The following is a 26,260-nucleotide window of genomic DNA, read 5'->3' as shown; positions in this document are numbered from 1 at the left end:
CAATTGAAACGTAAAATTTGTGTTGTAACTGGGACTAGAGCAGAATATGGTTTACTGACAAACCTTGCAAAGAAAATTCAACATGATAATGGATTTGAATTACAAATGGTTGTAACGGGAATGCACCTATCTCCGGAGTTTGGAAATACCTACAGACAAATTGAAAGTGACGGTTTTTCTATTGATGAGAAAGTAGAAATACTATTATCTACAGATACAGCTACAGGTGTTGTAAAATCGATGGGGCTTGCTACTATTAGTTTTGCAGATGTACTTGCCCGTTTACAACCGGATTTAATTGTTATTTTAGGTGACCGTTTTGAAATGTTAGCAGTTGCGCAGTCAGCACTAATTATGCAAATTCCTATTGCTCATATACATGGGGGTGAATGTACTTTTGGTGCGTATGATGATGCCATTCGTCATTCTATTACAAAAATGGCTACATGGCATTTTACAAGTACAGAATCTCATCGAAAACGAGTCATTCAATTAGGAGAGTCACCTAAGTGCGTTTTTAATGTAGGTGCTCTAGGCATAGAAAATATTGTGAAAGAAAATCTACTAACGAAAAATGAATTATATCAAAATCTTCAACTTGATAATCTTCGTCCTATGTTTTTAATTACATATCACCCTGAAACGAATGGTCAGATAGATGGGATTTATAAATTATTAGAAGCATTAGAAAACTTTAAGGATGTTAATTTATTATTTACTAAATCGAATGCAGATAATGGTGGACGTATGATTAATGAGGCTATTCAACAATTTGTATTAACGCATAGTAATGCTAAATTATATGATTCTTTAGGTCAATTAAAGTATCTAAGTGCAGTGAAGTATGCTGAAGTGGTTATTGGAAATTCATCAAGCGGATTAATTGAAGTTCCTTATTTAGCGACGCCTACTGTTAATTGTGGAAGCCGTCAAGAAGGTCGAGAGCAGCCGAACTCAGTGTTTAATACAGTGCTTGATGCTGAACAAATCTATTTAACTATTGAAAAGGCAAGGTATTTTAACGGTGTTTATGATCAGATTTTTGGTGAAGGTAATGCATCAGAAAAAATATTAGACGTATTGCAAAGTTTATCTTCATTTTCTATACAAAAGGAGTTTTATGACCTATGAATAAGACATATATCATCGCAGAGGCCGGTGTCAATCATAATGGTTCATTAGATATGGCAAAAAAGCTAGTAAAGGTTGCAAAAGAAGCCGGGGCAGATGCAGTTAAATTTCAAACCTTTAAAGCAGAAAATTTAGTAACAAAGAAAGCGAAACAAGCGGATTATCAAGTTCAAAATTTAGGAGAAGCTACGTCACAATTAGCGATGTTAAAAAAACTGGAACTAACTCATGAGGAATTTGTAAATTTGCAGTCATTTTGCCAAACAGTGCAAATTGAATTTTTATCGACACCTTTTGACTTTGAAAGTGCCGATTTTCTGCTCGATGAAATAGACATAACAACTGCCAAAATTCCTTCAGGGGAGTTAACGAATGCACCGTTTATACATTGCATTGCAACTAAAAGAAAGCCAATTATTTTATCGACGGGTATGGCAACAATTGATGAAATTCATGAAGCATTGGCGTTTATTGCTTATGGATTTGCAAGACCACTAGAGCCGGTTGTGTTAGAGCAAGTACATTCTTTTTATAGGACAGAAGAAGCGAAAGAAGTATTAAAAAAATATGTAACACTTTTACATTGCACAACACAATATCCGGCGCCAATAGAATCCATAAATTTAAAAGCAATGATTGAAATGAAGAAGGTCTTTCAATTGCCTATTGGTTTATCAGACCATTCTGAAGGTATACATATCCCTATTGCTGCTGTAAGTATGGGTGCAACTGTAGTAGAAAAGCATTTTACGTTAGATAAAACATTAGAAGGACCAGATCATGTAGCCTCTTTAAATCCTAATGAGTTAAAAGCAATGATAAAAAGCATAAGAGAAGTAGAACAGGCATTAGGAGATGGAATAAAAAGCCCGACAACTATAGAACTACAAAATCGTATCCCTGCACGCAAAAGCTTAATTGCGAAAAAGTCGATACAAGCAGGTGAAGAATTTTCTACGAGTAATTTGACTACAAAAAGACCAGGAGATGGAATCAAGCCGTCTAAATATTGGTCTTACATTGGACAGATTGCTTCAAAATCATATGACGAGGATGACCTAATAGATGAATAAACCGATTATTTTCATTGGAAATGGTGGGCATGCTTCGGTATTGATGGAAATGTTATTAGCTCAAGGAGAGAAAATACTCGGATTTACTGCACCTGTCTTTGAAAAGAATTGTTTCAGTTTACCCTATCTAGGTATTGATGAAATAATACAAAACTATCATTCATCAGAGATAGAATTAGTTCTTGGTTTGGGAATGATACATCCATCACCATTGCGAGAAAAATTATTTAATCATTTTCGATGTAAAGATTTTCAATTTAAATCCATTATACACCCTTCAGCCATCATTGCTCCATCTGTTCAATTGGGACAAGGAGTTCAAATAATGGCTGGTACTGTTATTCAAACGAATACAAAAATTGCCGATAATAGTATTATAAACACTGGTGCGCTGATTGATCATGATTGCCAGATAGGTCCCCATATACATATTGCGCCAGGCACTAAAATATCCGGAAATGTCCATATCAAAAAAGGAACACATATCGGAACAGGTGCAACAATTATACAAGGAATTCATATTGGAGAAAACTGTTTAATAGGTGCAGGGGCAGTTGTAGTTAAAAATATAGCAAGTGGCATAAAAGCGGTTGGCGTACCTGCAAAGGAAGTGTAGTCTATGAAGCATTGGCAAAAAACAATCGTTAGAAATAATCAAACTTTACTTGAAACAATGAAAATTATTGATAACTCTTCTTTGCAATTTGCAGTTGTTGTTGATGCGGAAAAACGTTTACTTGGCACGGTAACAGACGGAGATATTCGACGAGGTATCTTACGAGGAGAAGGGCTTGAAGTGCCGATTACTTCTATTATGAATACGAACCCGATAAGTGCTCAACACGGGCAAAGGTCGTTTAAATATAAGCAGCTAATGAAGTCTAAACGGCTCAAGCAATTACCGATAGTAGATGAATCTAATAAAATAATTGATATTTTTTTTATGGACAAGATAGATGTATCTACAAATAAAAATACAGTAATCTTAATGCTTGGGGGATTGGGGACTAGGCTCCGTCCACTTACAAACGATATACCCAAACCGATGTTGAAAGTAGGTAATAAACCTATTTTAGAAACAATTATTGAAGGTTTTAAACAATATGGATATTCACATTTTATTTTCTCAGTAAATTACAAAAAAGAGGTTATTCAAGAGTATTTTCAAAATGGTGAAGAATTTGATGTCATGATTGAGTATATAGAAGAAAATAAACGTATGGGAACAGCTGGAGCACTTTCCTTACTAGTAAACCGACCAACTGAACCATTTTTTGTGATGAATGGAGACTTACTCACACAAATTAATTTTGAACAGCTTATGCAATTTCATACTGAGCATCAATCAGTTGCAACGATGTGTGTGAGGGAATACGAATTCCAAATTCCGTACGGTGTTATTGAAACAATGGGTACAGATTTAGTGACAATAAAAGAGAAACCGATTCATCGTAGCTTTGTCAATGCAGGTATTTATGTACTGAATCCTGAAGTGTTTGAGTTAATTCCACAGGATGAATTTTACGATATGCCAACACTTTTTGAGCAATTAATTGAAAAAGGGAAAAAAACATCTGTTTTCCCAATTCGGGAATATTGGTTAGATATTGGGCAGGTTGATGAATTTGAACGGGCAGATAGAGAATATACAAAAATATTTACGAAAGAAGAAGTATTGAAATGAAGGGTTTAGTAATCGGCTATGGTTCAATAGGACAAAGACATGCACGAATTTTGAGAGAAATGGGTTTAGAAGTATCAATTGTTTCAAGAAGACCCATACGAGAGCAAAATTCCTATAAAAAATTGGAAAGTGCCCTTCAATCAAATAATTATGACTATATTGTAATCGCTAATGAAACAATGTCTCATATAGAGACTTTAAAGAATATTTTGGATAATAGATATACTGGGAATATCCTTGTTGAAAAACCTCTTTTTGCGAAAATGGAGTCTATTAGCTTTAATGAAAGTCAGACATTTGTTGCGTATAATCTAAGATTTCATCCACTTATTAAACAGTTAAAGACAATGTTATATAATGAGGAAATTATAAGTGTGAATGCATATGCTGGGCAGTATTTACCAAGTTGGAGACCAAATACAAATTATACAAAGAGTTATTCTGCGTATCGTGAGCAAGGTGGAGGTGTCCTAAGAGATTTAAGTCATGAATTAGATTATTTGACCACATTATTTGGCGAATGGCACTCATTAATTGCGAAGATGGATAAAATCAGTAATTTAAATATTCATTCAGAAGACTACGTACATATTTCTTACAAGACGAAACAGAAAGTACATGTATCTGTTGAGTTAAATTATTTAGACCGTATTACTCAACGATATGTCATAGTGCAAACGAATAATAAAACTATAAAAATTGACTTTATCAATAATAGTATTAATTGTAATGGAGAGATTGAACAATTAGCTAAGATAGATAAGGATTACACATATAGAAAACAACATGAAGCAGTTTTGAATGGCTCATCTCTTTGTTGTTCATTTAAAGAGGGGCTTAATATTGTCAAAATGATTGAAAAAGTTGAAAAGTCTTCTTTAATTAAGGAGTGGGTATATAATGATTAGAATTTGTACTATATGTGCACGTGGGGGATCAAAAGGTGTCAAAAATAAAAATCTGCGTGGATTATTAGGGAAACCGTTAATTGCCCACAGCATTTTACAAGCTAAGAAAAGTAATCTTTTTGATGTTATTGCAGTAAGTAGTGATAGTGATGAAATTTTGCAAGTAGCCAAGGAATTTGGAGTGGATTATGTAGTTAAACGTCCTGACAAATTAGCGACTGACACTGCTGCAAAGTTACCAGTAATTCAACATTGTGTTCAGCAAATTGAAAAACTTAGCAATTTGAAATTTGACACGATAACAGATATTGATGCTACTTCCCCCCTACGAACGATTGAAGATTTGCAAAATGCCGTTTCAATGCTTGAACTACATGACAATGCAACAAATTTGATAACCGCAGCACCAGCGCGAAGAAGTCCTTATTTTAATCTAGTGGAAAAGGGCAAAGATGGTTATGTAGGACTTTCAAAACCATTAGAAAATACAGTTGTTAGACGTCAAGATGCACCTAAGACATATGATATGAATGCTTCAATCTATGTATGGAATCGCAAATCCTTCTTCAATGCAATATCTGTCTTTACAGATAATACAATTTTATATGTTATGCCAGAAGGACGCTCTCAAGATATCGATTCGGAATTAGATTTTGAAATAGTAGAGCTCCTTGCAAAGAAAAGAGGGTTACTTGAATGAAATATTTCCAACGATTTTCTATAAAAGGTAAAAATGCAATAGTAACAGGTGGTGCAGGGATTTTAGGTAGTCATTTTTGTATGGGATTAGCTGATGCAGGGGCTAATATAGCAGTAGTAGATATTAATGTTGAAAATGCTACAGAAATCGCAAATGAAATTAAAAAGAAGTATGGTGTAACAGCAAAGGCTATTTATTGTGATTTAACATCCGAACAGTCTGTGGAAGAAATGGTAGAAACAGTTGTCTCGGAGTTTGGAACAATTGATATTCTTCATAATAATGCTGCTGGAAAGTCCAGCAATCTCAATGCCTTTTTTGCCCCTTTTGAAGAATATGATTTAAATCAATGGAAAGAGATTATGAGTACGAATCTTGATAGCATGTTCCTTGTTGCAAAATATGTTGGAAAAGTAATGAAAGAGCAAGGAACAGGGGGGTCTATAATTCAAACTTCTTCTATTTATGGTGTGATGGGTCCGGATAATCGAATTTATGAGGGATCATTTTACTTAGATCGTCAAATTAATACACCAGCTATTTATTCAGCTTCAAAAGGTGGTGTTGTTGCGTTAACAAAATATCTTGCTACTTACTGGGCAAAGGATGGCATCCGTGTTAACACGATTACACCTGGTGGAGTAGAGAGTGGTCAGAATGAAACGTTTAAACAAAATTACGGGAACCGTATTCCATTAGGAAGAATGGCGCAAGCAGAAGAAATGGTCGGCGCATTAATTTATTTAGCGTCCGATGCATCGAGTTATGTAACTGGACAGAATATTTTAATTGATGGTGGCTTAAGTGTTTGGTAAATTATTGATTTGAATTTTTGTTACATATTGTATATATTGGTGAAATCACCGTTTAGAATAACTAAACTAGATAAATAAAATTATGAGGAGTTTTAAAAGTGAATTATTGTAAAAAATGTGTAATGCCTGATACTAGACCTGGGATTTACTTTGATGAAGAAGGTATTTGTCAGGCGTGTAGGGCAGAAGAACAAAAAGATATTACAAATTGGGCTGGACGACAGCAAGAATTAGAAGACCTTTGTAATAAATACAGAAGAAAGAATGATGGCGAGTACGATTGTATTATTGCAGTTAGTGGAGGAAAGGATAGTCATTTCCAAGTACATTATTTTAAAGAAGTTATGAATATGAATCCTTTATTAGTATCAGTTGAAGATAATTTTGAAATGACCAATGCAGGAAAACACAATATTAAAAATATTTCAGAACGATTTGGTTGTCATTTAATAACTTTAAAGCCTAATTTAAAGGCCCAAAAAGCAATTATGAAAAAAACTTTCGAAAAATATGGAAAGCCAACTTGGTATATAGATCGATTGATTTACACGTATCCATTACATTTAGCTAAAAAATTTAATATCCCGTTGATTGTATATGGTGAAAATATTAGTTATGAATATGGTGGTATTGATAGAAATGAAACTTTCTCCGCTAAAAATCAAATAAATAATGGTGTTGCTTCAGATATTCCTTTTGAAGAACTATTAGATGATCAAATTACTATGAATGATTTAATATTCTGTAATCCTCCTACACAAGAGGAAATAAATAATTTAGAACCTATTTATTTAAGTTATTTTGTAAGATGGAATAGTTATGCAAACTATATCTTTGCAAAAAAGAATGGTTTCAAAGATTTGACTCATGAATGGGTACGTGAACATACATTTGAAAATTTTGATCAAGTTGACACAGCTGCATATTTAATTCACCCTTGGTTGAAATACCCTAAATTTGGACATGCAAGTGCAACAGATTATGCTTCCAAATTTATTAGATATGGTTTGATTAATAGAGAAGAAGGGATTCGATTAGTGAAAAAATATGATCATAAAGTTGATCAAAAGGCTCTAAAAGAATTTTGTGATTTTTTAAATTATACATTCACTGATTTTTATAAAATTGTAGATGGTCTCTATAATAAAGAGATATTTGAAAAAGATAAATTCGGTGAGTGGGTTTTAAAAAATTCTTTGTAAGAATATTTTAGAAAATAATTTTATTAATTTGACTATAAGAATTACAAAGTAATGGATAGGAGTATAATTGTTTTAATCGAAATTCAGATTGAAACGGGAAGTACTTCATTAAGTAGCGTCACATCTTATTAGGTGTGACGTATTTTTGTTGGAAATTTTAGATTCTCGAAGGTTAGCCGATATATAATAGAAAGTAGGTATGTTCTTAAAATACATAAAAGCTGAATTGAGGTATTTAATATAGAATGGAAACAGTTAAAAATAAAACGGTACTTGTTACAGGAGGAACGGGATCTTTCGGGAAGAAATTTATTCGAAAGATTTTAAACTTAGGTGTAAAAAAGGTGATTGTTTTTAGTCGCGATGAGCTGAAACAATATGAAATGAAGCAGGAGTTTATTGATTCACGTTTACGTTTTTTTATTGGTGATGTTCGTGATAAAGAGCGCTTACATCGTGCATTCGATGGTGTCGATATCGTCATTCATGCGGCAGCGATGAAGCATGTGGATGCATGTGAATATAATCCATTTGAGGCAATCAAAACGAATATTAATGGTGCACAAAATATTATTGAGGCTGCAATTGACTGTGGTGTGGAAAAAGTGATTGCACTTTCAACAGATAAGGCATGTTCACCAGTAAATCTTTACGGAGCAACAAAACTGGCTTCTGATAAGCTTTTTGTGGCAGCTAATGCATATGTAGGAGAAAAGAAAACAAGTTTTTCAGTTGTACGTTATGGTAATGTAGTGGGGAGTCGAGGAAGCGTTGTACCATTCTTTAAAAAGATAAAAGAAACGGGTACATTGCCTGTTACAGATGAACGAATGACACGCTTTTGGATAACATTAGAACAAGGTGTGGAATTTGTACTTGATAATTTAGAACGTATGCATGGTGGTGAAATTTTTGTACCAAAAATTCCAAGTATGAAAGTTATAGATTTAGCTAAAGCCATTGCTCCAGAGTGTAACATTGAGATTGTTGGCATTCGTCCAGGTGAAAAGTTGCATGAAGCGATGATTATGGAGGATGATGCACGTCATACGGTTGAATTTGATGATTATTATATTATTCAGCCAGAATTTCCATGGTGGTCAAAGAAATTTGCTGAAGGCGGGAAGATTTTACCGGACGGGTTTTCCTACACGAGTGATAATAATGTTGAGTGGCTTATGGTTGAGCAATTACGGAATCTAGCGGAGGATATGTAAATGATTGCGGTAATTGGTGGAGCAGGATATATAGGCTCACATACGGTGAAATACTTAATACAACAAGGAAAAGAAGTAGTTGTGTTCGATAATTTGAGCACAGGTCATCGAGAGTTTGTGCCAAAGCATATCCCGTTCATAGAAGGAGATTTAGCGAATAAAGAAGATTTAGTGAGATTGTTTACAGGTTATCCACTAATTCATACAGTGATTCATTTTGCTGCATTTGCTTATGTTGGTGAGTCAATAGAACAGCCTTCAAAATATTATAAAAATAATGTTGTGAATACGATTAAGTTGCTTGATACAATGCTAGCTTTTAATGTAAAAAAAATTGTTTTCTCCTCAACTTGTGCAACATATGGGAACCCGATAGAGTGGCCAATTACAGAAAATCATCCACAACACCCTATTAATCCTTATGGTCGCACAAAATTAATGATAGAACAAATCATGGAGGATTATTCCTTAGCTTATGGAGTGAGATTTGCTGCATTACGTTATTTTAATGCAGCAGGAGCAGCTGTGGAATGTGACATTGGTGAATGGCATGAGCCTGAATCGCATTTAATCCCACTTATTCTAGATGTTGCAGTGGGTAAACGAGAAACTATTTCAGTATTTGGCTCAGATTTCGAAACCCCTGATGGAACATGTATTCGTGATTATATTCATGTCATCGATTTAGCAGATGCGCATAGTCGAGCTGTTGAATATTTAGATAAGCATGAAAACAATTTAAAGCTTAATTTAGGGAATGGTGAAGGTTATTCTGTTCTCAACATTATTCAAGAAGTTGAGCGGATTACTGGGCAAACTATACACTATACATATTCAGATAGACGTGTAGGTGATCCCGCCAAACTAATCGGTTCAGCTGAAAATGCAAAGCAAATATTAGGTTGGCAGCCACAATACAATATTCAGCAAATAATAGAAACGGCATGGCATTGGCATCAAAAAAAATTCGGAGGAACACAATGAAACGTATTCTAGTAACAGGCGGGGCAGGTTTTTTAGGTTCACACTTAATTGATCGATTAGTGGAACAAGGACATGAAGTAGTTTGCATCGATAATCTGCAAACAGGTTCGCTCGAAAATATAGCGCATTTACAAGGGAAAATCACATTTCTTCAGCATGATATTACGGAAAGTTTGCCAGAGCTAGGAAAATTCGATGAAATTTTTAACTTGGCATGCCCCGCAAGCCCTATGCATTATCAGATAAATCCCGTGCATACATTCAAAACGAGTGTACTTGGTGCATTACATTTACTTGAACTTGCACGAAAAACTGGAGCAAAGATTTTCCAAGCATCTACCTCAGAGGTATACGGAGACCCTTTAGTACATCCACAACCTGAGCGATACTGGGGACATGTCAATCCGATTGGCAAACGTAGCTGTTATGATGAAGGTAAACGCGGTGCTGAAACATTGTTCTTTGATTATGCAAGAATGTATGGTGTAGAAATTAAAGTGGTACGTATTTTTAATACATATGGACCAAGAATGGATGCTAAAGATGGACGTGTTGTGAGTAATTTTATTGTCCAGTCTTTACTGAATAAACCTTTAACTATATATGGTGATGGCAAACAGACACGCTCTTTCTGCTATGTAGATGATTTGATAGACGGTTTTTTACGATTAATGGCAACAACAGAAGAAGTTACAGGCCCTATAAACCTTGGCAATCCGAATGAATTTACAATGCTTGATCTCGCAGAAAAAGTTGTGGAATGGACAGGGAATGATACAATACTACAATTTGAAGAGCTTCCACAAGATGACCCCAAACAACGACGACCGGTCATTGCTGAAGCAAAACGTATCCTAGGTTGGGAGCCGAAAGTCATGTTAGATGAAGGACTTCAGAAAACAATCGCTTATTTTGCGAGTAAAGTGCAGGAGAGATGAATGATGCAAAGAGTACGTAAGGCGGTAATCCCAGCAGCTGGCTTGGGAACAAGGTTTCTGCCTGCAACAAAAGCACAGCCAAAGGAAATGCTACCAATTGTGGACAAGCCGACGATTCAATATATTGTAGAAGAAGCAGTGGCATCAGGTATTGAGGATATTATTATCATTAGTGGACGTAATAAAAGGTCAATTGAAGACCATTTCGATAGGAACTATGAATTAGAACATACACTAGAAATGAAAGGGAAGCTGGATGATCTAAAAGAAATTGAAGCCATTTCAAATCTAGCGAATATACACTATATACGCCAAAAAGAAGCCAAAGGCCTTGGAGATGCCATTTATTGCGCACATCGTTTTATCGGAGATGAGCCATTTGCTGTCTTACTAGGAGATATTATTTTACAAGCATCTACGCCTGCGTTAAAACAATTAATCGAAACATACGATCGCGAAAAAGTTTCTGTCATCGGTGTCCAACAAGTACCAATGGATAGTGTTCATAAATATGGTGTGATTGATCCAGCAACAGAGGTTCAAAATGGCAAGGCGTTTGATGTAAAGGGTTTTATTGAAAAGCCGTCGAAAGAGGCTGCACCATCTAACTACGCTATAATGGGACGTTATGTCCTAACACCTTCGATTTTTGAAAAGTTGGAAGCAACCAAACCTGGTGCAGGCGGAGAAATCCAGTTAACCGATGCGATTCAATCATTAAACCAAGAAGAACGAGTAGTTGCACAAGCTGTTGTAGGACAATTATATGATATCGGTAGTAAAATCGGCTTTGTCCAAGCGACGATTGATTTTGCATTACAACGCGATGATTTAAAAGAGGATATTCAGGCTTACATCAATATGAAAGCAGGGATAAAAAAGTGAAAGTGGGTATTATTGGCACGGGATATGTAGGCTTAGTAACAGGCGCTGTTTTATCAGAGATTGGGCATGTTGTTACTTGTTTAGATATTAACGAAGAAAAGATCAATACATTAAAAAAAGGGCAATCACCAATTTATGAACCTGGATTAGATGAAATACTAGAACGTAATATTACCGCAAATCGTTTATTTTTCACAACAAGTGCTCAAGAAGCATTTGCATATGCAGATATTATCTTTATAGCTGTCGGTACACCTCAAGGAGAAGACGGGGCGGCCGATTTGTCTTATATTCAACAAGCAGCTAAAGATATTGCAATCAATGTAGATCATAATGTGATTGTTGTCGTGAAAAGTACAGTCCCTGTTGGTACGAATGATATAGTTGAAGAAATTATTCATGCGAAAATGACAGCAGGTTTACAAATTCATATAGTATCTAATCCAGAGTTTTTACGAGAAGGGCATGCGATTAATGATACATTTCACGGGGATCGTATCGTGATAGGAGCAGAGAATTCAATTGCTAGAGACAAGATAGAAAGTCTATTTAAGCCATTAAACATACCAATTATGCATACGAATCGGCGCAGTGCAGAAATGATTAAGTATGCATCAAACGCCTTTCTAGCAGTGAAAATTAGTTATATCAATCAAATTTCTAATTTATGTGAGGCACTAGGGGCAGATGTAAATGCGGTAGCAGATGGGATGGGCATGGATCATCGAATAGGACGCGCTTTTTTGAATGCTGGATTAGGCTATGGTGGGTCATGTTTTCCAAAGGATACGGGAGCATTAACATATTTGGCAAGTGAAAATGGTGTGAACCTAAGTATAGTACAATCTGCTATACAAGCTAACAGTGAGCAAAGGTATATCTTTGTTCAAAAAGTAATCAAACACTTTAAGGGCACTGTTGTAGGGAAGAAAATTGCGTTATTAGGATTAGCATTCAAGCCAAATACAGACGATATGCGTGAAGCCCCATCAATTATGATTATTAAAGAATTAGTTGCAAGAGGTGCTGAAATTTCAGCGTATGACCCAGTTGTAAAGAAATCCCCTTATTTGGAGGGGGTAGAGCTAACATATGCTACTACTATGGAAGAATGTGTGTCGGAATCAGATGCAATTTTGCTAGTTACAGAATGGCAAGAGTTTATCGAGGCAGATTGGGCAAAATTAATATCTTATTCTAATAATGCTATCGTCTTTGATGGAAGGCACATACTTAAATTTTAGTGCCTACTGGAGGTGGATGAAGTGAGCAAAATACAAGTTGAAGTACTTGAAAGTAAAATGGGGGCTCCCGCTTTACAAGTAGAGATAGATGATAAAAAAATGATGCTCCATAGTAAATATAATCCAGTACAGGAAGCTGAGCGTTTTATCGATTCTTTAAGAGAAAAGATTGAGGAAGCAGATCACATTTTATTTTATGGAATTGGACTTGGCTATCATGTAAAGTATTTTTCTGCAGCTTATCCTGAGAAATTGATTTCTGCATATGAACCGATTGAACAAATAGCTACAATTTCTTTAAGGGAGCTTGCTATAACCGAATTTCCTAAAGATAAATTATCGCATTACATTGTAGAGGATAGCCAACATCTATTAGCTCAGAATATGGAGTTACTCAGTGAGCTTATTCATCAAAAAATGCTGTTGATTGTGTTGCCAGTCTACGAGAGAATATTTGCAGAACAAACTAAGAAGTTCGGAGAAACATTTAAATCTTTTTTAATGACTAAAGGATCCAATATACTAGCAGCTTCTCTTTTTTCTAAAAGATGGACACTCAATACATTGATGAATTTGCCAGAAGCATTTAAACAAGAAAATATTATATTACATAAGAAAAAGTTTTTTAAGAATAGGCCAGTTATTTTAGTAAGTGCAGGTCCCTCTCTTGATGAGGAACTTAAAAATTTACGTACTATTAAAGAAAAAGGCTTGGCATATATTTTCGCTGTTGGTTCTGCAGCAAAAGTATTAGTGTTGAATAATATTTACCCAGACGCAATGTGTACGTATGATCCGCAACCACATAATCACACTGTATTTAAAGAAATATACGAGCAAGGGATAACCGATATTCCAATGATTTATGGAACTTCGGTAGGTTTTGAAACTTTACAATTTTATCAAGGACCAAAGCTATATTTTGTAACATCGCAGGATCAAATTACACCGCAATTTCTTAAGGGACAAATACCAGTTATTTCTGATGCCCCGACGATTGCATTAATTATGATGCAAATTTTCCATGCATTAGAGGTAAAACAAGTTTATCTTGTTGGACAAAATTTAGCTTTTAAAAAAAATAAGTATTATTCAGAAGAAATTAAAAGATACGATTACGAGAAAAAGGAATTAACGAATAGTTCGATACAGAATCGAGATTTAATCAATTCATTTGAAGTGGAAGATGTTTATGGTGGTAAAGTCATGACAAACGATAGTTTAAATAGAATGAGATTAGATATAGAGAAGTATATAGATTTTGTAAATATACCTGTCATTAATACGACTAATGGTGGTGTAGCTATTAAAGGCGCAAATTATCAACCTCTTCAACAGGCAATCGAGGAACAGTTAACGGAAAAAGTTGTAGTAGATCAATGGTGGAAATCATTAATGCCAGATGAATTAATTGAGTTAAATCAAGTATTTAAGAAGAAATACAGAAAAGAAATTGACCATTTTATTCAAACTGATAAAGAGTTGGAGAACTACTTAAATAACTTCAAACAGTCTTTATATATTATAAAAGAAAATCAAATTAAGCATAAGCTTGAGGGTTTAGATAAGCTTTTCAAAAAATATCAAAGTAACATATTCTTCTTGACGACTATTTCTCCAATAACCAAGCTTGCATTTGAAAAATTTAATGCAGAAAAACAAATTATAGGTAAGGTGGATAGTTCGATAGAAAAAATTGAGAGAACTATTCAAGTGTACAACAGCTATCTGAATAGTTGTCGAGCTGTTTATCGAGACCTTGCACCAATCATTACGAATTTTACATTGTCGGAATTAGAGAAACAACCAGAAATAAAAAGCTATATTAGTACTTCAGGCGTTTTTCATTATATAGGAGATTGGAAAAAAAAATATCATAGGTTACAAGAGAATGATGGACTCAATTCTAATGTTTTTACTATAGGAGTGGAAACTAAGGAAAAAGGTGCACAAATAGCTTTTCGATTTTGCGGTACAACCCTAAAAATGTTTGGAACAGTTCATTCTCAGAATATGTTGAAATTTCAAGTTGTAATTGATGGTAAAGTAACTATAAGCTCAATTACAAATCATATTGATGAAGAAAAATATGGATCTTTTATGCATCAGAAAATATTTGAAACGTCAGGTCTTGAAGAGAAACTACATGATGTGAAAATTACGCTTTTATCTGATGACCCATCATTTGTTTTTGAAGAAATTGAAATTGCTTCCAAGGGTAGAGCATATCATATAGATGAAGTAATGTCTGTTGACGATCTTGAGATTGGAAAAAGAATTCGCTGTCATTATAAGGCATCTTATAACCAAGTTGGAGAATTCTCAGATCTTGCAGAAGAGATAAGTGATCATTTACCAATCACCTCAACTGCAAATCCTAATGGAGATTTTTATTTTATTATGGTAGATGAGATTGATGGGAAAAAGAAGTTAATTGCTGATCGAAATTTACAGAATGAAATATCGTGGCTTAAGATTACAGATGGGTTAAAGCAAAAAACTTGTGATAAAAAAGTTTTGAATCAATTTATTTGTCTACCTAGCGGTGGAGTGGTTATTGGCGATGAGGATAATGACTGGTATAAATATATTGAAAATGGTGTTTTTGATAAGACCTGTTGGAATTTAGAAAAAGGGGTGGTGGTTTGGTGCAATAGCTATGAAAAAAATTCCCATACTCATGTAGTGGTTAGAGGAAATTATCGATTGTATAATGCTAATGCTGAAAATAGAAACGGAGAATCGTTGAATTATTGGGATTCCACAGATTTGGTAAATAATAATTCTCCCTCAAATGCATTTAGACCAATGATAAAAATTAAACTATAAAAGTTGATAAGCTCTTGCTATGCTTCGCATGAGCCTGCAAAAAGAGCACGTTCGCATTCTTCACGTTCATGCGGCGTGGTAGGCGCGAGTTCACTTAAATTGCCTCATAAAATTTTTAATGTAATTTAAATAGTAATATATTGATTTTTTAATATATATGATTATAAATCTGTACCACTGCTATCGAGCAAGACACTGGAAAATAAAAAGTAGAACAGGGAAATTCGCAAGGATTTACTTTTGGACATAGCTAATTTTATAAGGGGAGAACAGTTATGAACTTTTATACAAAGCAATATTGGATTAAAGAAAATTATAAATATAAGAATGTTCACTTTAGATTAGAGAAAATCGCTAAAATTATAAATATGAAATCAAAAAAATCTGCGGATTTATTAGATATCGGTTGTGGTACAGCAACTCTTTCTACGATTATACGAGAGGATTTAAATTATTTTGGGATTGATATTGCACCACATTCAAAAGAACCAAACATTAAAGAATTAGACATTGCAAACTCTGTTATTCAATTTGATGAAAGAAAGTTTGATGTAATTGTTTCATCTGGCCTTTTTGAATATCTAGGGGATAAGCATATAGAAAAGATGAATGAAATAAGTAACATTTTAGAAGATAGAGGTATTTTTATAGTTTCGTTTTCTAATATGAAGCATATAAAAAAACCCAACTATCCTTCATGGAATAATTCAGAAAGTATAAGTGTTTTTAAGAGTAATTTAGAGAAGAATTTTCGAGTGATAGATTATTTTCCAGCGTATCATAATACCAAGTATACAGAGATATCGAATGGATTTTGGAAAAAGTTAGCTCGTAAAATCAATATCAATATACCGGTTATTTCCAAGTTGTGGGGTATTGACTTTATTTTCATTTGTACTAAGAAGGAGAATAGCAATGTTAATTAGTGTTTTTGATACTACAATTTGTAACAATAATCTTGGAAATCAAATTATCATGGATTCAGTATACCAATATTTATATGAGCAAAATCCAGAAGCGTTTTTTGTTAAGTTACCTTATTTAGAAGGAATTTGCAATACGTCCATTAATTATATAAAAAGTAGTGACCTTGTATTTTTTGGTGGAACAAACTCTTTTTCAAGTCAAATGGAAACATATAAACAGTGGGGTATTGATAAAGATAATATGGATGATATAAAAAATGTGATTTCTATGGGGATGGGGTGGTGGCAATATCAAGATAAAGCTGATGGTTACACTCAAGAGCTTTTGCATAAGGTTCTAAGCCATAGCTACTATCACTCTGTAAGAGATAGTTATACTAAAAAAAAGCTAAATGAGATAGGCATCGATAATGTTATAGTGACAGGTTGTCCAACAATGTGGGAATTAACAAAGGAACATTGTAAGGAAATTACTGAATATAAATCAGAAAGTGTGTTACTAACTCTTACAGATTACTATAAACACCCAAGTGATGGAGAACTAATAAACATATTGAAAAAAAATTATAAAAAAATTTATTTTTGGATTCAAGGATCTGGAGATTTAGAATATATAAAGAAATTTAATATTGATTATGAGATTATCCCTCCAAATACAAATGCCTTGAACAAATTTTTAGATTCAGATATCTCTGTCGATTACGTTGGTACACGTCTTCATGCAGGTATAAGAGCATTACAATATAAAAAAAGAACAATAATTATTGGTGTTGATAATAGAGCAATTGAAATGGGGAAAGATTTTAATTTGAATGTGTTGGATAGGGATCATATATCTGAACTAGATGATTTAATAAATTCAAATTTTAAAACTAATATAAAATTGCCTGTTGACAACATAATGAAATGGAAACTTCAATTTGAAAAAAATAGTTAAATATTTTGATTTAGAAGCCTCTATCGCTACATAAAAGTTTCATAAAAGTAAATCTGCGAAGCTAGATTAATGAGCGTATTGAGTGTTTAGAAGAAAGGAAGGATTGTTATTAAAAAGAAAATTATCTTTGGAACAGGTCGATTTGCAGAGTGTGTTATACAAAATATAGGTATAGAGGATATATATGGATTTTTAGATAATGACGAAAAAAAGTCTAAAGAGATGTTTCATGGTTTTCCAATTAATTTGCCGCAAAAATGCATTGAGCAAATTGATTTGAAAGAGTACACCATTCATATTGCTTCTACACAATATGAGGATATTTCCAAACAATTAACTTCTATGAATTTGGTTGAAGGTGTACACTTTTTTGATGCGTTTACACTGTTATCAGTAGAACAAATTAGAGAACTATTGAATATTAGTCCGGATATTGAGGATGAGTTTATTGAGTTATATATCAAAGTAAAGAATTATTCGATGACTTCTATGGATCGTCTCTACTCTTTGTATCAATCTGTTAAATACGTGATTGCTAATGGGATAAATGGAGACTTTGTTGAGTGTGGCGTATGGCGTGGTGGAAGTGCCATGATGATTATGGAAACTCTAAGAAAGCTAGAAGTTACTGATAGAACAATTTATTTATATGATACTTTTGAGGGAATGTCAGAACCAAGTGACATTGATATTGATTTCAGTGGGAATATGGCAGAACAAGAATGGTTGCAGTCTCAAACAAACTCTGTGAATTTGTGGTGTTACGCTTCTTTAGATGATGTTAAGAAGAATATAGAAAAAACCAGTTATCCAATGGACAAAATTCATTTTGTACAAGGAAAAGTGGAAGAAACTTTAACAAAAAACTTACCCCAAAAGCTATGTTTACTACGTCTTGATACAGATTGGTATGAATCTACTTATCAAGAATTATTGCATTTATACCCATTATTATCTTTAAACGGTGTATTAATCATTGATGATTTCGGATATTGGCAAGGTGCACGTAAAGCAGTAAACGAATACTTTAAGAAGTATAATGTAAAAATGTTGTTAAATAAAATTGATTTTACTGGACGGTTAGGATTGAAAACACATGATTGATGGTCATTCTTTAAAGTTATTAAACGTTGGTTGTGGAACAACTTTTCATAAAGCCTGGGTTAACATTGATATGAATGGCATTCATAAAGAAATCATAAATGTGGATATTCGAAAGGGCCTACCATTTGAGGAAAGTTCTTTTGATGTTGTGTACTCTTCACATGTACTTGAACATTTTTCTTTACAAGACGCATCAAAGCTACTAAATGAGATTTATCGAGTGTTGAAGCCAAATGGAATAGTTCGCATTGTTGTTCCTGATTTGGAAGATATTACTAAAAAGTATTTACATTCACTAGATAGTGTTATGGAATACGAAAGTAAAGCAACTATTTTTAATTATGATTGGATGTACATGGAATTATATGATCAAACGACACGCTCATTAAGTGGTGGTAACATGTCCAAGAGAATGCTCGATTTAACAAATGGTTTTGATTTTATGTTTGAACGGATAGGGTATGAGATGTTCAATTCTCAAGAACGAGAGCTTATAAATCGACTTCCATGTATTCAAAAAGAAGAAAGTATTTATATTTTTGGAGCAGGTGTATTTGGTCAACGAATTGAGAAAATATTGTCAATTCATAGTGTGCGTATTGATGGCTATATTGATAATTCTACGGCCCTTATTGGTCAATTTGTAGATAGTTTTCCTGTTAAATCCTTACATAACATTCCGAAAAGTGCACATATAATAATAGCTTCGACATGGTGGAAAGAAATAGAAAAGCAGCTTAGAGAGCATGATTTCACTAATTATTATATTGTGGAAACTGAAATTGAAAAATTATCCGTAATGGATGAAAAATTAGAGGAAGTTAGGGAAATTATAAATTTGAAGCTAGGAATTGACTATTTGAGAGCTTTTGATGAAGGTGTATTTCGTAATCAAGGAGAAATTCATCGACAAATGTATGATCAATATTTATTAAAGCGAGTTCTTTTACAAACAGGATTTGTAAGCGTTATTAAAATGAAAGCATTTGAGAGTGCTATTCCGAACTTTCGTGAATATCAATTAGATGAAATAAATGGTGTAGTACGAAAGCCAGATTCTTTATTTATGGAAGCAATGAAAAAATTGAAGTGAAGGTGAAAATATGAACATACTTCACATAAACACAAATGACTTGCGTGGTGGTGCAGCTAAGGTAATGATGCGTCTTATAAAAAGTCAGCAATCATTTGGCTTAGAAAGTAATGCACTTGTTGGAAGGAAAGAGTCGGAACATCCTTCTGTCTATCCTTTTGACATTAGAAAGTTCCATAAACATATTCAAAAGTCTAAAGAAAATGGTTATGTAAATTATGATGATTTTGGTGCATTTGAGTTATTTAAAAATCCTTATTTTCAACAAGCTGATGTAATTCATCTACATAATATGCATGGTGATTATTTCAATCCATACGCCATTTCGATGTTGTCCCATATTAAACCAATAGTCTGGACATTGCACGATATGCAATCAGTTACGGGACATTGTTCTTACTCATATGATTGTAGTAAATGGATAACTGGTTGTGGAAATTGTCCATATCCTGATGAGTATCCTGCTATTCAGTCAGATCGTACTCACTTAAATTGGGAAGAGAAAAAAGATATCTATAATAATTCTAAGCTATTTTTAGTTCCAGTTGCTCAATGGATAGGTGACATTGTTTCAAAAGGAATAGTTAAAGGGCACCCTATGGAAGTTATCTTAAACGGTGTTAATATTCAGATATATCATCCAATGGATAAGCAATCAGTACGTCGTAAATATGGGATTCCTACAAATAAAATTATCATTGGTGCAGTAGCCAATGGTGGGACATTTGGAGAAGAGCGTAAAGGCGGAAAATACGTACAAAAAGTCGTTGATCGGCTTATTGAAGCAGGATATGATGTCTTACTTGTTAATGTTGGTGGAGCAGTGCAGGGTTTTGAAAATGATCATTTATATCATGTTGGTTATATATCGTCTGAAGAGGAAATGGCAGAGGTTTATAATACTTTTGATTTGTATTTATTTCCTTCTTTAGCAGATACATGTCCGTTAGTTATATCAGAAGCTATGGCGTGTGGGATTCCGATTGTGACATTTGATACGGGGGGGATTCCAGAGCTTGTTAAACATGCTGAAACGGGGTTTGTAGCTCATCAAAAAGATGAAGATGCTCTCTTTGCTCACACTGAAATGCTAATCACAGATAGTGTTTTAAGAAAATCTTTTGGGCATGCAGCACGTACTTTTTGTGTTGATAATTTTGACCATGAGATAATTGCAAGAAAATATATAGAAGTATACGAAAAAGCTGTCCAGCTATTTGAGCATAGAAAAGATGAAACTCTTTATTTTGATTTAGAGCATGTTCCGAATGTAATAAAAAATCAACAATTATTTTTACATGCAGAGCAGTTAAAAGGAAAACCCCTAATTAAAGAAATACGAGAAAGTCAGACTTTAGCAGTTATTTCTGATAATATAAGAAATTTATCAAAAGCAGATATAGTTTTTGTCAAAAAGGAAAATTTTCATCTTGCAGAAGATTATCTTAAAACAATGCTTTATAAGACCGTAGCAACAGATGTTTTAACGAGTAGTGTAACTTTAATAAGAAAAAATGGAAAACAGTTCTTTCAACCTGTATTATCAGTACGGGAAGATAACCATATAGTAAACGCAGCTATGGGTAGTAATTTTTATTCACGGTCTTTTTTTGAAAGAAATAAAGAAGCAATTCTCAGTGGAAATCAGATTAAATGTAGTTCATTTGAATTATATAATACTGAAAGTGTAAGTATCCTTGTAGATGACTATATGAAATTGAAGGTAATTGAGCCGGTTTATATTTATGGAGCAGGTACACATACTATTGAATTATTGAAGGAAAGTCCGTTTTTAAGTGGATATATTATCAGTATTATTGATAGGAATCCTAATTTGATTGGAACAAAGTTTTTGGAAGAGTATGAAGTTATTGGAATAAATGATATCGACGATAATGTCCCAATTTTAATATCCTCTGCAAGTTTTGAGGACGAGATTTATGAGCAATTGTCACAGATTGTTAAAAATAGATTAATAAAAATATATAGTTAAGATAGGAAGAGAATGGGATGAAATCTGCATTGATCACAGGTATCACCGGTCAGGACGGTGCTTATTTAACAAAATTTCTCCTTGAAAAAGGATATGAGGTACACGGTTTAGTTCGTCGTGCATCAATTGAACGTTATGATCGGATTGAACAGTACTTAGAAAATCCGAATGTCTATTTACATTATGGTGATATGACGGACTCAGCTAATTTGATTCGCATTATGTCAGAAATTCGACCAGATGAAGTGTATAATTTGGCTGCCATGAGTCATGTAAAGGTATCGTTTGATACTCCTGAATATACTGCTAATGCAGATGGAATTGGGACGCTACGTTTGCTTGAAGCCATTCGAATACTAGGCTTAGAGAATAAAACAAAAATTTATCAAGCTTCGACAAGTGAATTGTATGGAAAGGTGCAAGAAACACCGCAAACCGAAACAACACCTTTCTATCCTCGTAGTCCATATGCGGCCGCAAAAATTTATGCTTACTGGATCACGGTCAATTATCGAGAAGCTTATAATATTTTTGCGTGTAATGGCATTTTGTTTAACCATGAATCCCCATTACGCGGCGAAACCTTTGTTACACGTAAAATAACACTAGCAGTTGCCGATATTAAGCATGGGAAGCAAGAATGCTTGTATTTAGGTAACTTAGATGCTAAGCGTGATTGGGGCTTTGCAGGAGATTACGTTGAGGCAATGTGGCTTATTTTACAACAAGAAAATCCAGATGATTTTGTAATTGCGACAGGTGAAACAAGAACTGTTAGAGAATTTGTGGAACGTGCATTTGCAGAGGCTGATATTACAATTGAGTGGCAAGGTCAGGGGATTGATGAAAAGGGTATTGATAAGACGACAGGGAAAGTAATTGTCGCTGTTGACCCACAATTTTTCCGTCCAACTGAAGTGGAATTATTGTTAGGAAATTCAACAAAGGCAAAGGAAGTATTAGGATGGCAACCAAAGACGAGCTTTAATGAATTAGTGAAAATGATGGTTCATGAAGATTTAAAAAGATACTAACTTAAGAAAGATGCGATATGAATTTTGAATATAAATCTCATATCGCTCTTTTTAATATTGTTTGATGAAAGAGTGATGTTGATGAAACTAATATTACTATCAGGTGGTTCAGGTACGAGACTATGGCCACTTTCTAATGATTCTAGAGCGAAGCAGTTTTTAAAAGTTCTACATAATGAAGAAACAGGACAATTAGAATCAATGGTGCAACGTGTTTATAGACAGCTTTCACAAGTTGTTGCACAAGATGATATGATTATTTCAACAAACGCCGCACAAGTAGATATGTTACGTAATCAATTAGGAGATGTTCCGATTATAGTTGAGCCTGAGAGAAGAGATACTTTTCCTGCAATTGCTCTTGCATGTACATATCTTTCTACAGTAACAGGCATGCAAGATGATGAAATTGTTGGCGTTGTCTCAGTAGATGCTTTTGTAGATGTTGCCTTTTATCAAAAGGTCAAGGAGCTAGAGCAACTTGTATTAACAACTGGTGCTGAAATGGGACTTCTTGGCATAAAGCCTACATATCCTTCTTCTAAATATGGCTATTTGATTCCCGAATTACATAACGAACATATGCAGGTGGGGCGTTTTGTGGAAAAACCTACAGAAGAAGTAGCGGAAGGTTTAATTGCAAGTGGAGCTTATTGGAATAGTGGCGTTTTTGCATTTCTGCTCGGTCAAATGTTAAATAAATTAACTGAACAACAATTTTCCAGAGAGTATGAAAAATTATGTGCTGAATTCATAAGTTTACCAAAAAACAGCTTTGATTATGAGATAGTGGAAAATCTAAGTCACATTGTTGCTTTAACTTATGATGGATATTGGAAGGATCTTGGCACTTGGAATACATTAACAGAAGAAATGACACAACAAGTAATTGGTAACGGCGGTTTAAGTGATGATAGCCTAAATACTCATATTGTAAATGAATTAGATTTGCCTGTGAAAGTGCTTGGCATTTCTAATGCTGTTGTAGCTGTTAGTGCGGATGGCATTTTAGTGACAGATAAACCTGCTAGCTCAAGAATGAAAGATATGTTACATGAAGGATTATTTTCAAGACCGATGTATGAGGAGCGGAGATGGGGCTGGTATCGTGTTCTAGATTATACGAGGAAAGACAATCAAGACGTTTTAACAAAAAGGCTTTGTATCAAAAAGGGGAAAAATTTAAGCTATCAGTATCATAATTATCGTTCTGAAGTATGGACAATTATTTCCGGAGAAGCGTTGTTTATATTGGATGGAAAGCAAACAAATGTAAGACCAGGAGATATAGTTCAAATTCCAGCTAAAACAAAGCATTCTCTTTATGCAGTTAAAGATACAGAAATTATAGAAGTTCAAATGGGTGAAGCTGTTATAGAAGAAGATATAGTGCGGTTAGAATATGATTGGGAGAATGTAATCGTAACAATTTGAGAAACTACGAAAGAACTGTAACTGTTCAGTTCTTTTCTTTTTTACCGATAATAACAAAGAGAATTTTTAAAAAGGTGTTGTCAAATGGATAAACATTGTAAGATTTATGTTGCAGGTCATAGAGGATTGGTTGGATCTGCTATTATGCGTAATTTAAAATTAAAAGGGTATGAAAGAATTATTTATAGAACGAGTAAGGAATTAGATTTACGGAATCAACAAGCTGTCCAAAATTTTTTTGAAGAAGAGCGACCTGATTATGTTTTTTTAGCTGCTGCAAAAGTTGGAGGGATTTTAGCCAACGCTAAATATCCTGCACAGTTTTTATACGATAATATAATGATCCAATCAAATATCATTGAAGCAGCGCGTAAATATAATGTAAAAAAATTATTATTTTTAGGGAGTACATGCATTTATCCAAAAATGGCACCGCAGCCTTTAAAGGAAGAGTATTTACTAACAGGTGAGCTAGAGGCAACGAATGAGCCGTACGCACTCGCGAAAATTTCTGGGATTAAGATGTGTACTGCGTTTAATAAACAGTATGGTACAGAGTTTATTAGTGTGATGCCGACTAACTTATATGGTCCATATGATAATTATGATTTGGAGAGTTCACATGTATTACCCGCACTTATGCGTAAAATCCATGTAGCTAAGGTAAACAGAGAAAATTCAGTGACAGTTTGGGGGACGGGCTCTCCACTACGAGAGTTTTTACATTCTTATGATTTAGCAGATGCTTGTGTTCATTTAATGGGAAATTGTACAGCTTCGCAAATTGGAGAATTTGTCAATATTGGGACAGGAAAAGAAATTTCTATAAAAGAATTGGCAGAGATACTTTGTGAGGTCATCGGATTTGAGGGCACACTTGAATTCGATATGACAAAGCCAGACGGTACACCGCGAAAGTTAACAGACGTTACAAAACTACATAGTCTAGGATGGCACCACAAAATTGAACTAAAGGAAGGAGTTCAGGATGCTTATAATTGGTATCTTGAAAATATAGTAAAATGAGCAAAGGACCAAAAATCAGTATTATCACAGCATGCTATAATGCAGAAAAAACAATTGAGCAAACTATACAAAGTGTTATTAATCAGACATACGATAATATTGAGTATATCATTATCGATGGGGCTTCAACAGATGGCACAATGAATATTGTTGAAAAGTATAAAGATAAGATTGACAAAATAATTTCGGAACCGGATGAGGGAATTTATGATGCCTTTAATAAAGGTGTAAGAAAGGCAACTGGAGAATACATAAACTTTATGAATGCTGATGATTATTTCTCGGAAAATTCTGTCGTGAAGAAAGTAGCTAATTATTTATACCAACACCCTCATATTCTGATGTCGCACGGAGATGTTAAAGCTTTTGACGCATTCACAAAACACTGGCATTATCGGGGAGAATCTCTAACGTATCGAGATTTTGAATTAGGTAAAATGTGTCCACATCAATCAGTATTTACGCATAATCAACTTTTTACTGAATTTGCTGGTTTTGATTTAAGATATGGCATACTAGCAGACGTTGATTTTACAATTAAGTGTTTCAAAAAATATGAAAATCGAATAGCTTATTTACCTATAGAAATTGCTCATTTTAGATTGGGTGGTTTAAGTAATACACTTGTACATGAAAAGAAAATGCATGTTGAAAATGCAATTATTCATTTTAACCATTTTGGGAGCGTTCCGGACTTTACAAGAAATATATTGTATAACTTTGAAACTTATCAAATTAATCAATATTACCGTAGTTGGTTAGAACTTTTGGTAATGGACAAAGATAGTTTTATCGAAAAAATAGACTATTTAAAAGAAAAAAAAGTTGCTATATTTGGTACGAAAAACAATGCTACTTATTTGTTTCATTCACTACAAAAAGCAGGAATAGAAGTCCTTAGTTTTATTGATAATGATATGAAAATGCAAGGTAAGGAGTTACATCAAAGGTTGATAATTTCTCCTGAAAATATAGAGGAAACAGTTATATCAGCAATTATAATATCTATTGAAAGAATAGATGTTGCATTAATGATAAAACATCAATTACAAAGTATTTATAAAAATATCTTAGTAAGAACTTGGCACGAAATTATATGAATA

Annotated in this window: 22 protein-coding genes and 1 pseudogene; all 23 read left to right on the top strand. The window is 33.9% G+C overall.

All coding sequences use genetic code 11. From position 1 onward, the window contains the following. Positions 1 to 3: 3 nt before the first annotated feature. The 23 genes and pseudogenes from neuC (at position 4) to ACQKOF_RS10870 (ending at position 26,257) form a co-directional block, all read left to right on the top strand. Positions 4 to 1,131, top strand: a complete 1,128-nt coding sequence (neuC, locus tag ACQKOF_RS10980; protein WP_427556632.1) for a UDP-N-acetylglucosamine 2-epimerase — start codon at positions 4 to 6, stop codon at positions 1,129 to 1,131. Beyond that, the gene (gene neuB, locus ACQKOF_RS10975) at positions 1,128 to 2,204 is read left to right on the top strand and encodes an N-acetylneuraminate synthase (protein ID WP_427556629.1); all 1,077 of its coding nucleotides are present in this window, start codon (positions 1,128 to 1,130) and stop codon (positions 2,202 to 2,204) included. Before neuC ends, neuB begins: the two co-directional genes overlap by 4 nt. Next, entirely contained in the window at positions 2,197 to 2,820 is a 624-nt protein-coding gene (locus ACQKOF_RS10970) for an acetyltransferase (protein ID WP_427556627.1), read from the top strand. Before neuB ends, ACQKOF_RS10970 begins: the two co-directional genes overlap by 8 nt. A gap of 3 nt (positions 2,821 to 2,823) precedes the next feature. Continuing rightward, the gene (locus tag ACQKOF_RS10965) at positions 2,824 to 3,888 is read left to right on the top strand and encodes a nucleotidyltransferase family protein (protein WP_427556624.1); all 1,065 of its coding nucleotides are present in this window, start codon (positions 2,824 to 2,826) and stop codon (positions 3,886 to 3,888) included. Then, positions 3,885 to 4,796: a Gfo/Idh/MocA family protein gene (locus tag ACQKOF_RS10960; RefSeq protein ID WP_427556621.1), complete on the top strand. Its 912-nt coding sequence runs from the start codon at positions 3,885 to 3,887 to the stop codon at positions 4,794 to 4,796. Before ACQKOF_RS10965 ends, ACQKOF_RS10960 begins: the two co-directional genes overlap by 4 nt. Next, positions 4,789 to 5,496, top strand: a complete 708-nt coding sequence (locus ACQKOF_RS10955) for a cytidylyltransferase domain-containing protein (RefSeq protein ID WP_427556619.1) — start codon at positions 4,789 to 4,791, stop codon at positions 5,494 to 5,496. The genes ACQKOF_RS10960 and ACQKOF_RS10955 overlap by 8 nt, the downstream gene beginning before the upstream one ends. Further along, positions 5,493 to 6,311 (top strand): SDR family oxidoreductase, encoded by an 819-nt coding sequence (locus ACQKOF_RS10950; protein WP_427556616.1) that lies wholly within the window; start codon positions 5,493 to 5,495, stop codon positions 6,309 to 6,311. The genes ACQKOF_RS10955 and ACQKOF_RS10950 overlap by 4 nt, the downstream gene beginning before the upstream one ends. Positions 6,312 to 6,409: 98 nt before the next feature. Beyond that, complete coding sequence (locus ACQKOF_RS10945) at positions 6,410 to 7,513, top strand: N-acetyl sugar amidotransferase (protein ID WP_427556613.1); 1,104 nt, start codon at positions 6,410 to 6,412, stop codon at positions 7,511 to 7,513. A gap of 245 nt (positions 7,514 to 7,758) precedes the next feature. Next, positions 7,759 to 8,730, top strand: coding sequence for a UDP-N-acetylglucosamine 4,6-dehydratase (inverting) (pseB, locus tag ACQKOF_RS10940; protein WP_427556610.1), 972 nt, complete (start codon positions 7,759 to 7,761; stop codon positions 8,728 to 8,730). Further along, on the top strand, positions 8,731 to 9,714 hold the full coding sequence (gene galE / locus ACQKOF_RS10935) for a UDP-glucose 4-epimerase GalE (RefSeq protein ID WP_427556607.1): 984 nt from the start codon (positions 8,731 to 8,733) through the stop codon (positions 9,712 to 9,714). Next, on the top strand, positions 9,711 to 10,652 hold the full coding sequence (locus ACQKOF_RS10930) for a UDP-glucuronic acid decarboxylase family protein (protein WP_427556604.1): 942 nt from the start codon (positions 9,711 to 9,713) through the stop codon (positions 10,650 to 10,652). The genes galE and ACQKOF_RS10930 overlap by 4 nt, the downstream gene beginning before the upstream one ends. A gap of 3 nt (positions 10,653 to 10,655) precedes the next feature. Further along, positions 10,656 to 11,537: a UTP--glucose-1-phosphate uridylyltransferase GalU gene (gene galU / locus ACQKOF_RS10925; protein ID WP_427556601.1), complete on the top strand. Its 882-nt coding sequence runs from the start codon at positions 10,656 to 10,658 to the stop codon at positions 11,535 to 11,537. Beyond that, positions 11,534 to 12,781 carry a UDP-glucose dehydrogenase family protein gene (locus ACQKOF_RS10920; protein ID WP_427556598.1) on the top strand — a complete coding sequence of 416 codons (1,248 nt, stop codon included), beginning with the start codon at positions 11,534 to 11,536 and terminating at the stop codon, positions 12,779 to 12,781. The genes galU and ACQKOF_RS10920 overlap by 4 nt, the downstream gene beginning before the upstream one ends. Before the next feature lie 21 nt (positions 12,782 to 12,802). After that, positions 12,803 to 15,610 carry a motility associated factor glycosyltransferase family protein gene (locus ACQKOF_RS10915; RefSeq protein WP_427556595.1) on the top strand — a complete coding sequence of 936 codons (2,808 nt, stop codon included), beginning with the start codon at positions 12,803 to 12,805 and terminating at the stop codon, positions 15,608 to 15,610. A gap of 275 nt (positions 15,611 to 15,885) precedes the next feature. Then, a complete protein-coding gene (locus ACQKOF_RS10910; protein ID WP_427556592.1) occupies positions 15,886 to 16,536 on the top strand; it encodes a class I SAM-dependent methyltransferase in 651 nt (216 codons plus the stop codon). Then, positions 16,526 to 17,473 carry a polysaccharide pyruvyl transferase family protein gene (locus ACQKOF_RS10905; RefSeq protein ID WP_427556589.1) on the top strand — a complete coding sequence of 316 codons (948 nt, stop codon included), beginning with the start codon at positions 16,526 to 16,528 and terminating at the stop codon, positions 17,471 to 17,473. Before ACQKOF_RS10910 ends, ACQKOF_RS10905 begins: the two co-directional genes overlap by 11 nt. Positions 17,474 to 17,719: 246 nt before the next feature. After that, positions 17,720 to 18,577: a TylF/MycF/NovP-related O-methyltransferase gene (locus ACQKOF_RS10900; protein WP_427556585.1), complete on the top strand. Its 858-nt coding sequence runs from the start codon at positions 17,720 to 17,722 to the stop codon at positions 18,575 to 18,577. Continuing rightward, the gene (locus ACQKOF_RS10895) at positions 18,570 to 19,670 is read left to right on the top strand and encodes a class I SAM-dependent methyltransferase (RefSeq protein WP_427556582.1); all 1,101 of its coding nucleotides are present in this window, start codon (positions 18,570 to 18,572) and stop codon (positions 19,668 to 19,670) included. The genes ACQKOF_RS10900 and ACQKOF_RS10895 overlap by 8 nt, the downstream gene beginning before the upstream one ends. A gap of 10 nt (positions 19,671 to 19,680) precedes the next feature. Further along, on the top strand, positions 19,681 to 21,663 hold the full coding sequence (locus tag ACQKOF_RS10890; RefSeq protein WP_427556579.1) for a glycosyltransferase: 1,983 nt from the start codon (positions 19,681 to 19,683) through the stop codon (positions 21,661 to 21,663). A 17-nt stretch (positions 21,664 to 21,680) separates the two neighbouring features. Beyond that, entirely contained in the window at positions 21,681 to 22,697 is a 1,017-nt protein-coding gene (gmd, locus tag ACQKOF_RS10885) for a GDP-mannose 4,6-dehydratase (protein ID WP_427556576.1), read from the top strand. Between the two features lie 81 nt (positions 22,698 to 22,778). Further along, positions 22,779 to 24,131, top strand: coding sequence for a sugar phosphate nucleotidyltransferase (locus ACQKOF_RS10880; RefSeq protein WP_427556573.1), 1,353 nt, complete (start codon positions 22,779 to 22,781; stop codon positions 24,129 to 24,131). Positions 24,132 to 24,203: 72 nt separating this feature from the next. Further along, positions 24,204 to 25,157: pseudogene (locus tag ACQKOF_RS10875) on the top strand (GDP-L-fucose synthase family protein); the annotation flags it as partial. Then, positions 25,154 to 26,257, top strand: coding sequence for a glycosyltransferase family 2 protein (locus tag ACQKOF_RS10870; RefSeq protein ID WP_427556570.1), 1,104 nt, complete (start codon positions 25,154 to 25,156; stop codon positions 26,255 to 26,257). The pseudogene ACQKOF_RS10875 and the gene ACQKOF_RS10870, both read left to right, overlap by 4 nt. Positions 26,258 to 26,260: the final 3 nt, after the last annotated feature.

The sequence above is a fragment of the Lysinibacillus sp. NPDC093190 genome, assembly GCF_050280425.1.
Classification (GTDB): Bacteria; Bacillota; Bacilli; order Bacillales_A; family Planococcaceae; genus Lysinibacillus.
Note: the sequence above shows the minus strand (reverse complement) of the source record. Positions and strands in the feature narration are given on the sequence as shown.

Excerpts from the sequence above, each read along its gene's own strand:
- neuB (WP_427556629.1), top strand. The coding sequence starts at position 1,128 with ATGAATAAGACATATATCATCGCAGAGGCCGGTGTCAATCATAATGGT.
- ACQKOF_RS10970 (WP_427556627.1), top strand. The coding sequence starts at position 2,197 with ATGAATAAACCGATTATTTTCATTGGAAATGGTGGGCATGCTTCGGTA.
- ACQKOF_RS10965 (WP_427556624.1), top strand. The coding sequence starts at position 2,824 with ATGAAGCATTGGCAAAAAACAATCGTTAGAAATAATCAAACTTTACTT.
- ACQKOF_RS10960 (WP_427556621.1), top strand. The coding sequence starts at position 3,885 with ATGAAGGGTTTAGTAATCGGCTATGGTTCAATAGGACAAAGACATGCA.
- ACQKOF_RS10955 (WP_427556619.1), top strand. The coding sequence starts at position 4,789 with ATGATTAGAATTTGTACTATATGTGCACGTGGGGGATCAAAAGGTGTC.
- ACQKOF_RS10950 (WP_427556616.1), top strand. The coding sequence starts at position 5,493 with ATGAAATATTTCCAACGATTTTCTATAAAAGGTAAAAATGCAATAGTA.
- pseB (WP_427556610.1), top strand. The coding sequence starts at position 7,759 with ATGGAAACAGTTAAAAATAAAACGGTACTTGTTACAGGAGGAACGGGA.
- galE (WP_427556607.1), top strand. The coding sequence starts at position 8,731 with ATGATTGCGGTAATTGGTGGAGCAGGATATATAGGCTCACATACGGTG.
- ACQKOF_RS10930 (WP_427556604.1), top strand. The coding sequence starts at position 9,711 with ATGAAACGTATTCTAGTAACAGGCGGGGCAGGTTTTTTAGGTTCACAC.
- galU (WP_427556601.1), top strand. The coding sequence starts at position 10,656 with ATGCAAAGAGTACGTAAGGCGGTAATCCCAGCAGCTGGCTTGGGAACA.
- ACQKOF_RS10910 (WP_427556592.1), top strand. The coding sequence starts at position 15,886 with ATGAACTTTTATACAAAGCAATATTGGATTAAAGAAAATTATAAATAT.
- ACQKOF_RS10905 (WP_427556589.1), top strand. The coding sequence starts at position 16,526 with ATGTTAATTAGTGTTTTTGATACTACAATTTGTAACAATAATCTTGGA.
- ACQKOF_RS10895 (WP_427556582.1), top strand. The coding sequence starts at position 18,570 with ATGATTGATGGTCATTCTTTAAAGTTATTAAACGTTGGTTGTGGAACA.
- ACQKOF_RS10890 (WP_427556579.1), top strand. The coding sequence starts at position 19,681 with ATGAACATACTTCACATAAACACAAATGACTTGCGTGGTGGTGCAGCT.
- gmd (WP_427556576.1), top strand. The coding sequence starts at position 21,681 with ATGAAATCTGCATTGATCACAGGTATCACCGGTCAGGACGGTGCTTAT.
- ACQKOF_RS10880 (WP_427556573.1), top strand. The coding sequence starts at position 22,779 with ATGAAACTAATATTACTATCAGGTGGTTCAGGTACGAGACTATGGCCA.
- ACQKOF_RS10870 (WP_427556570.1), top strand. The coding sequence starts at position 25,154 with ATGAGCAAAGGACCAAAAATCAGTATTATCACAGCATGCTATAATGCA.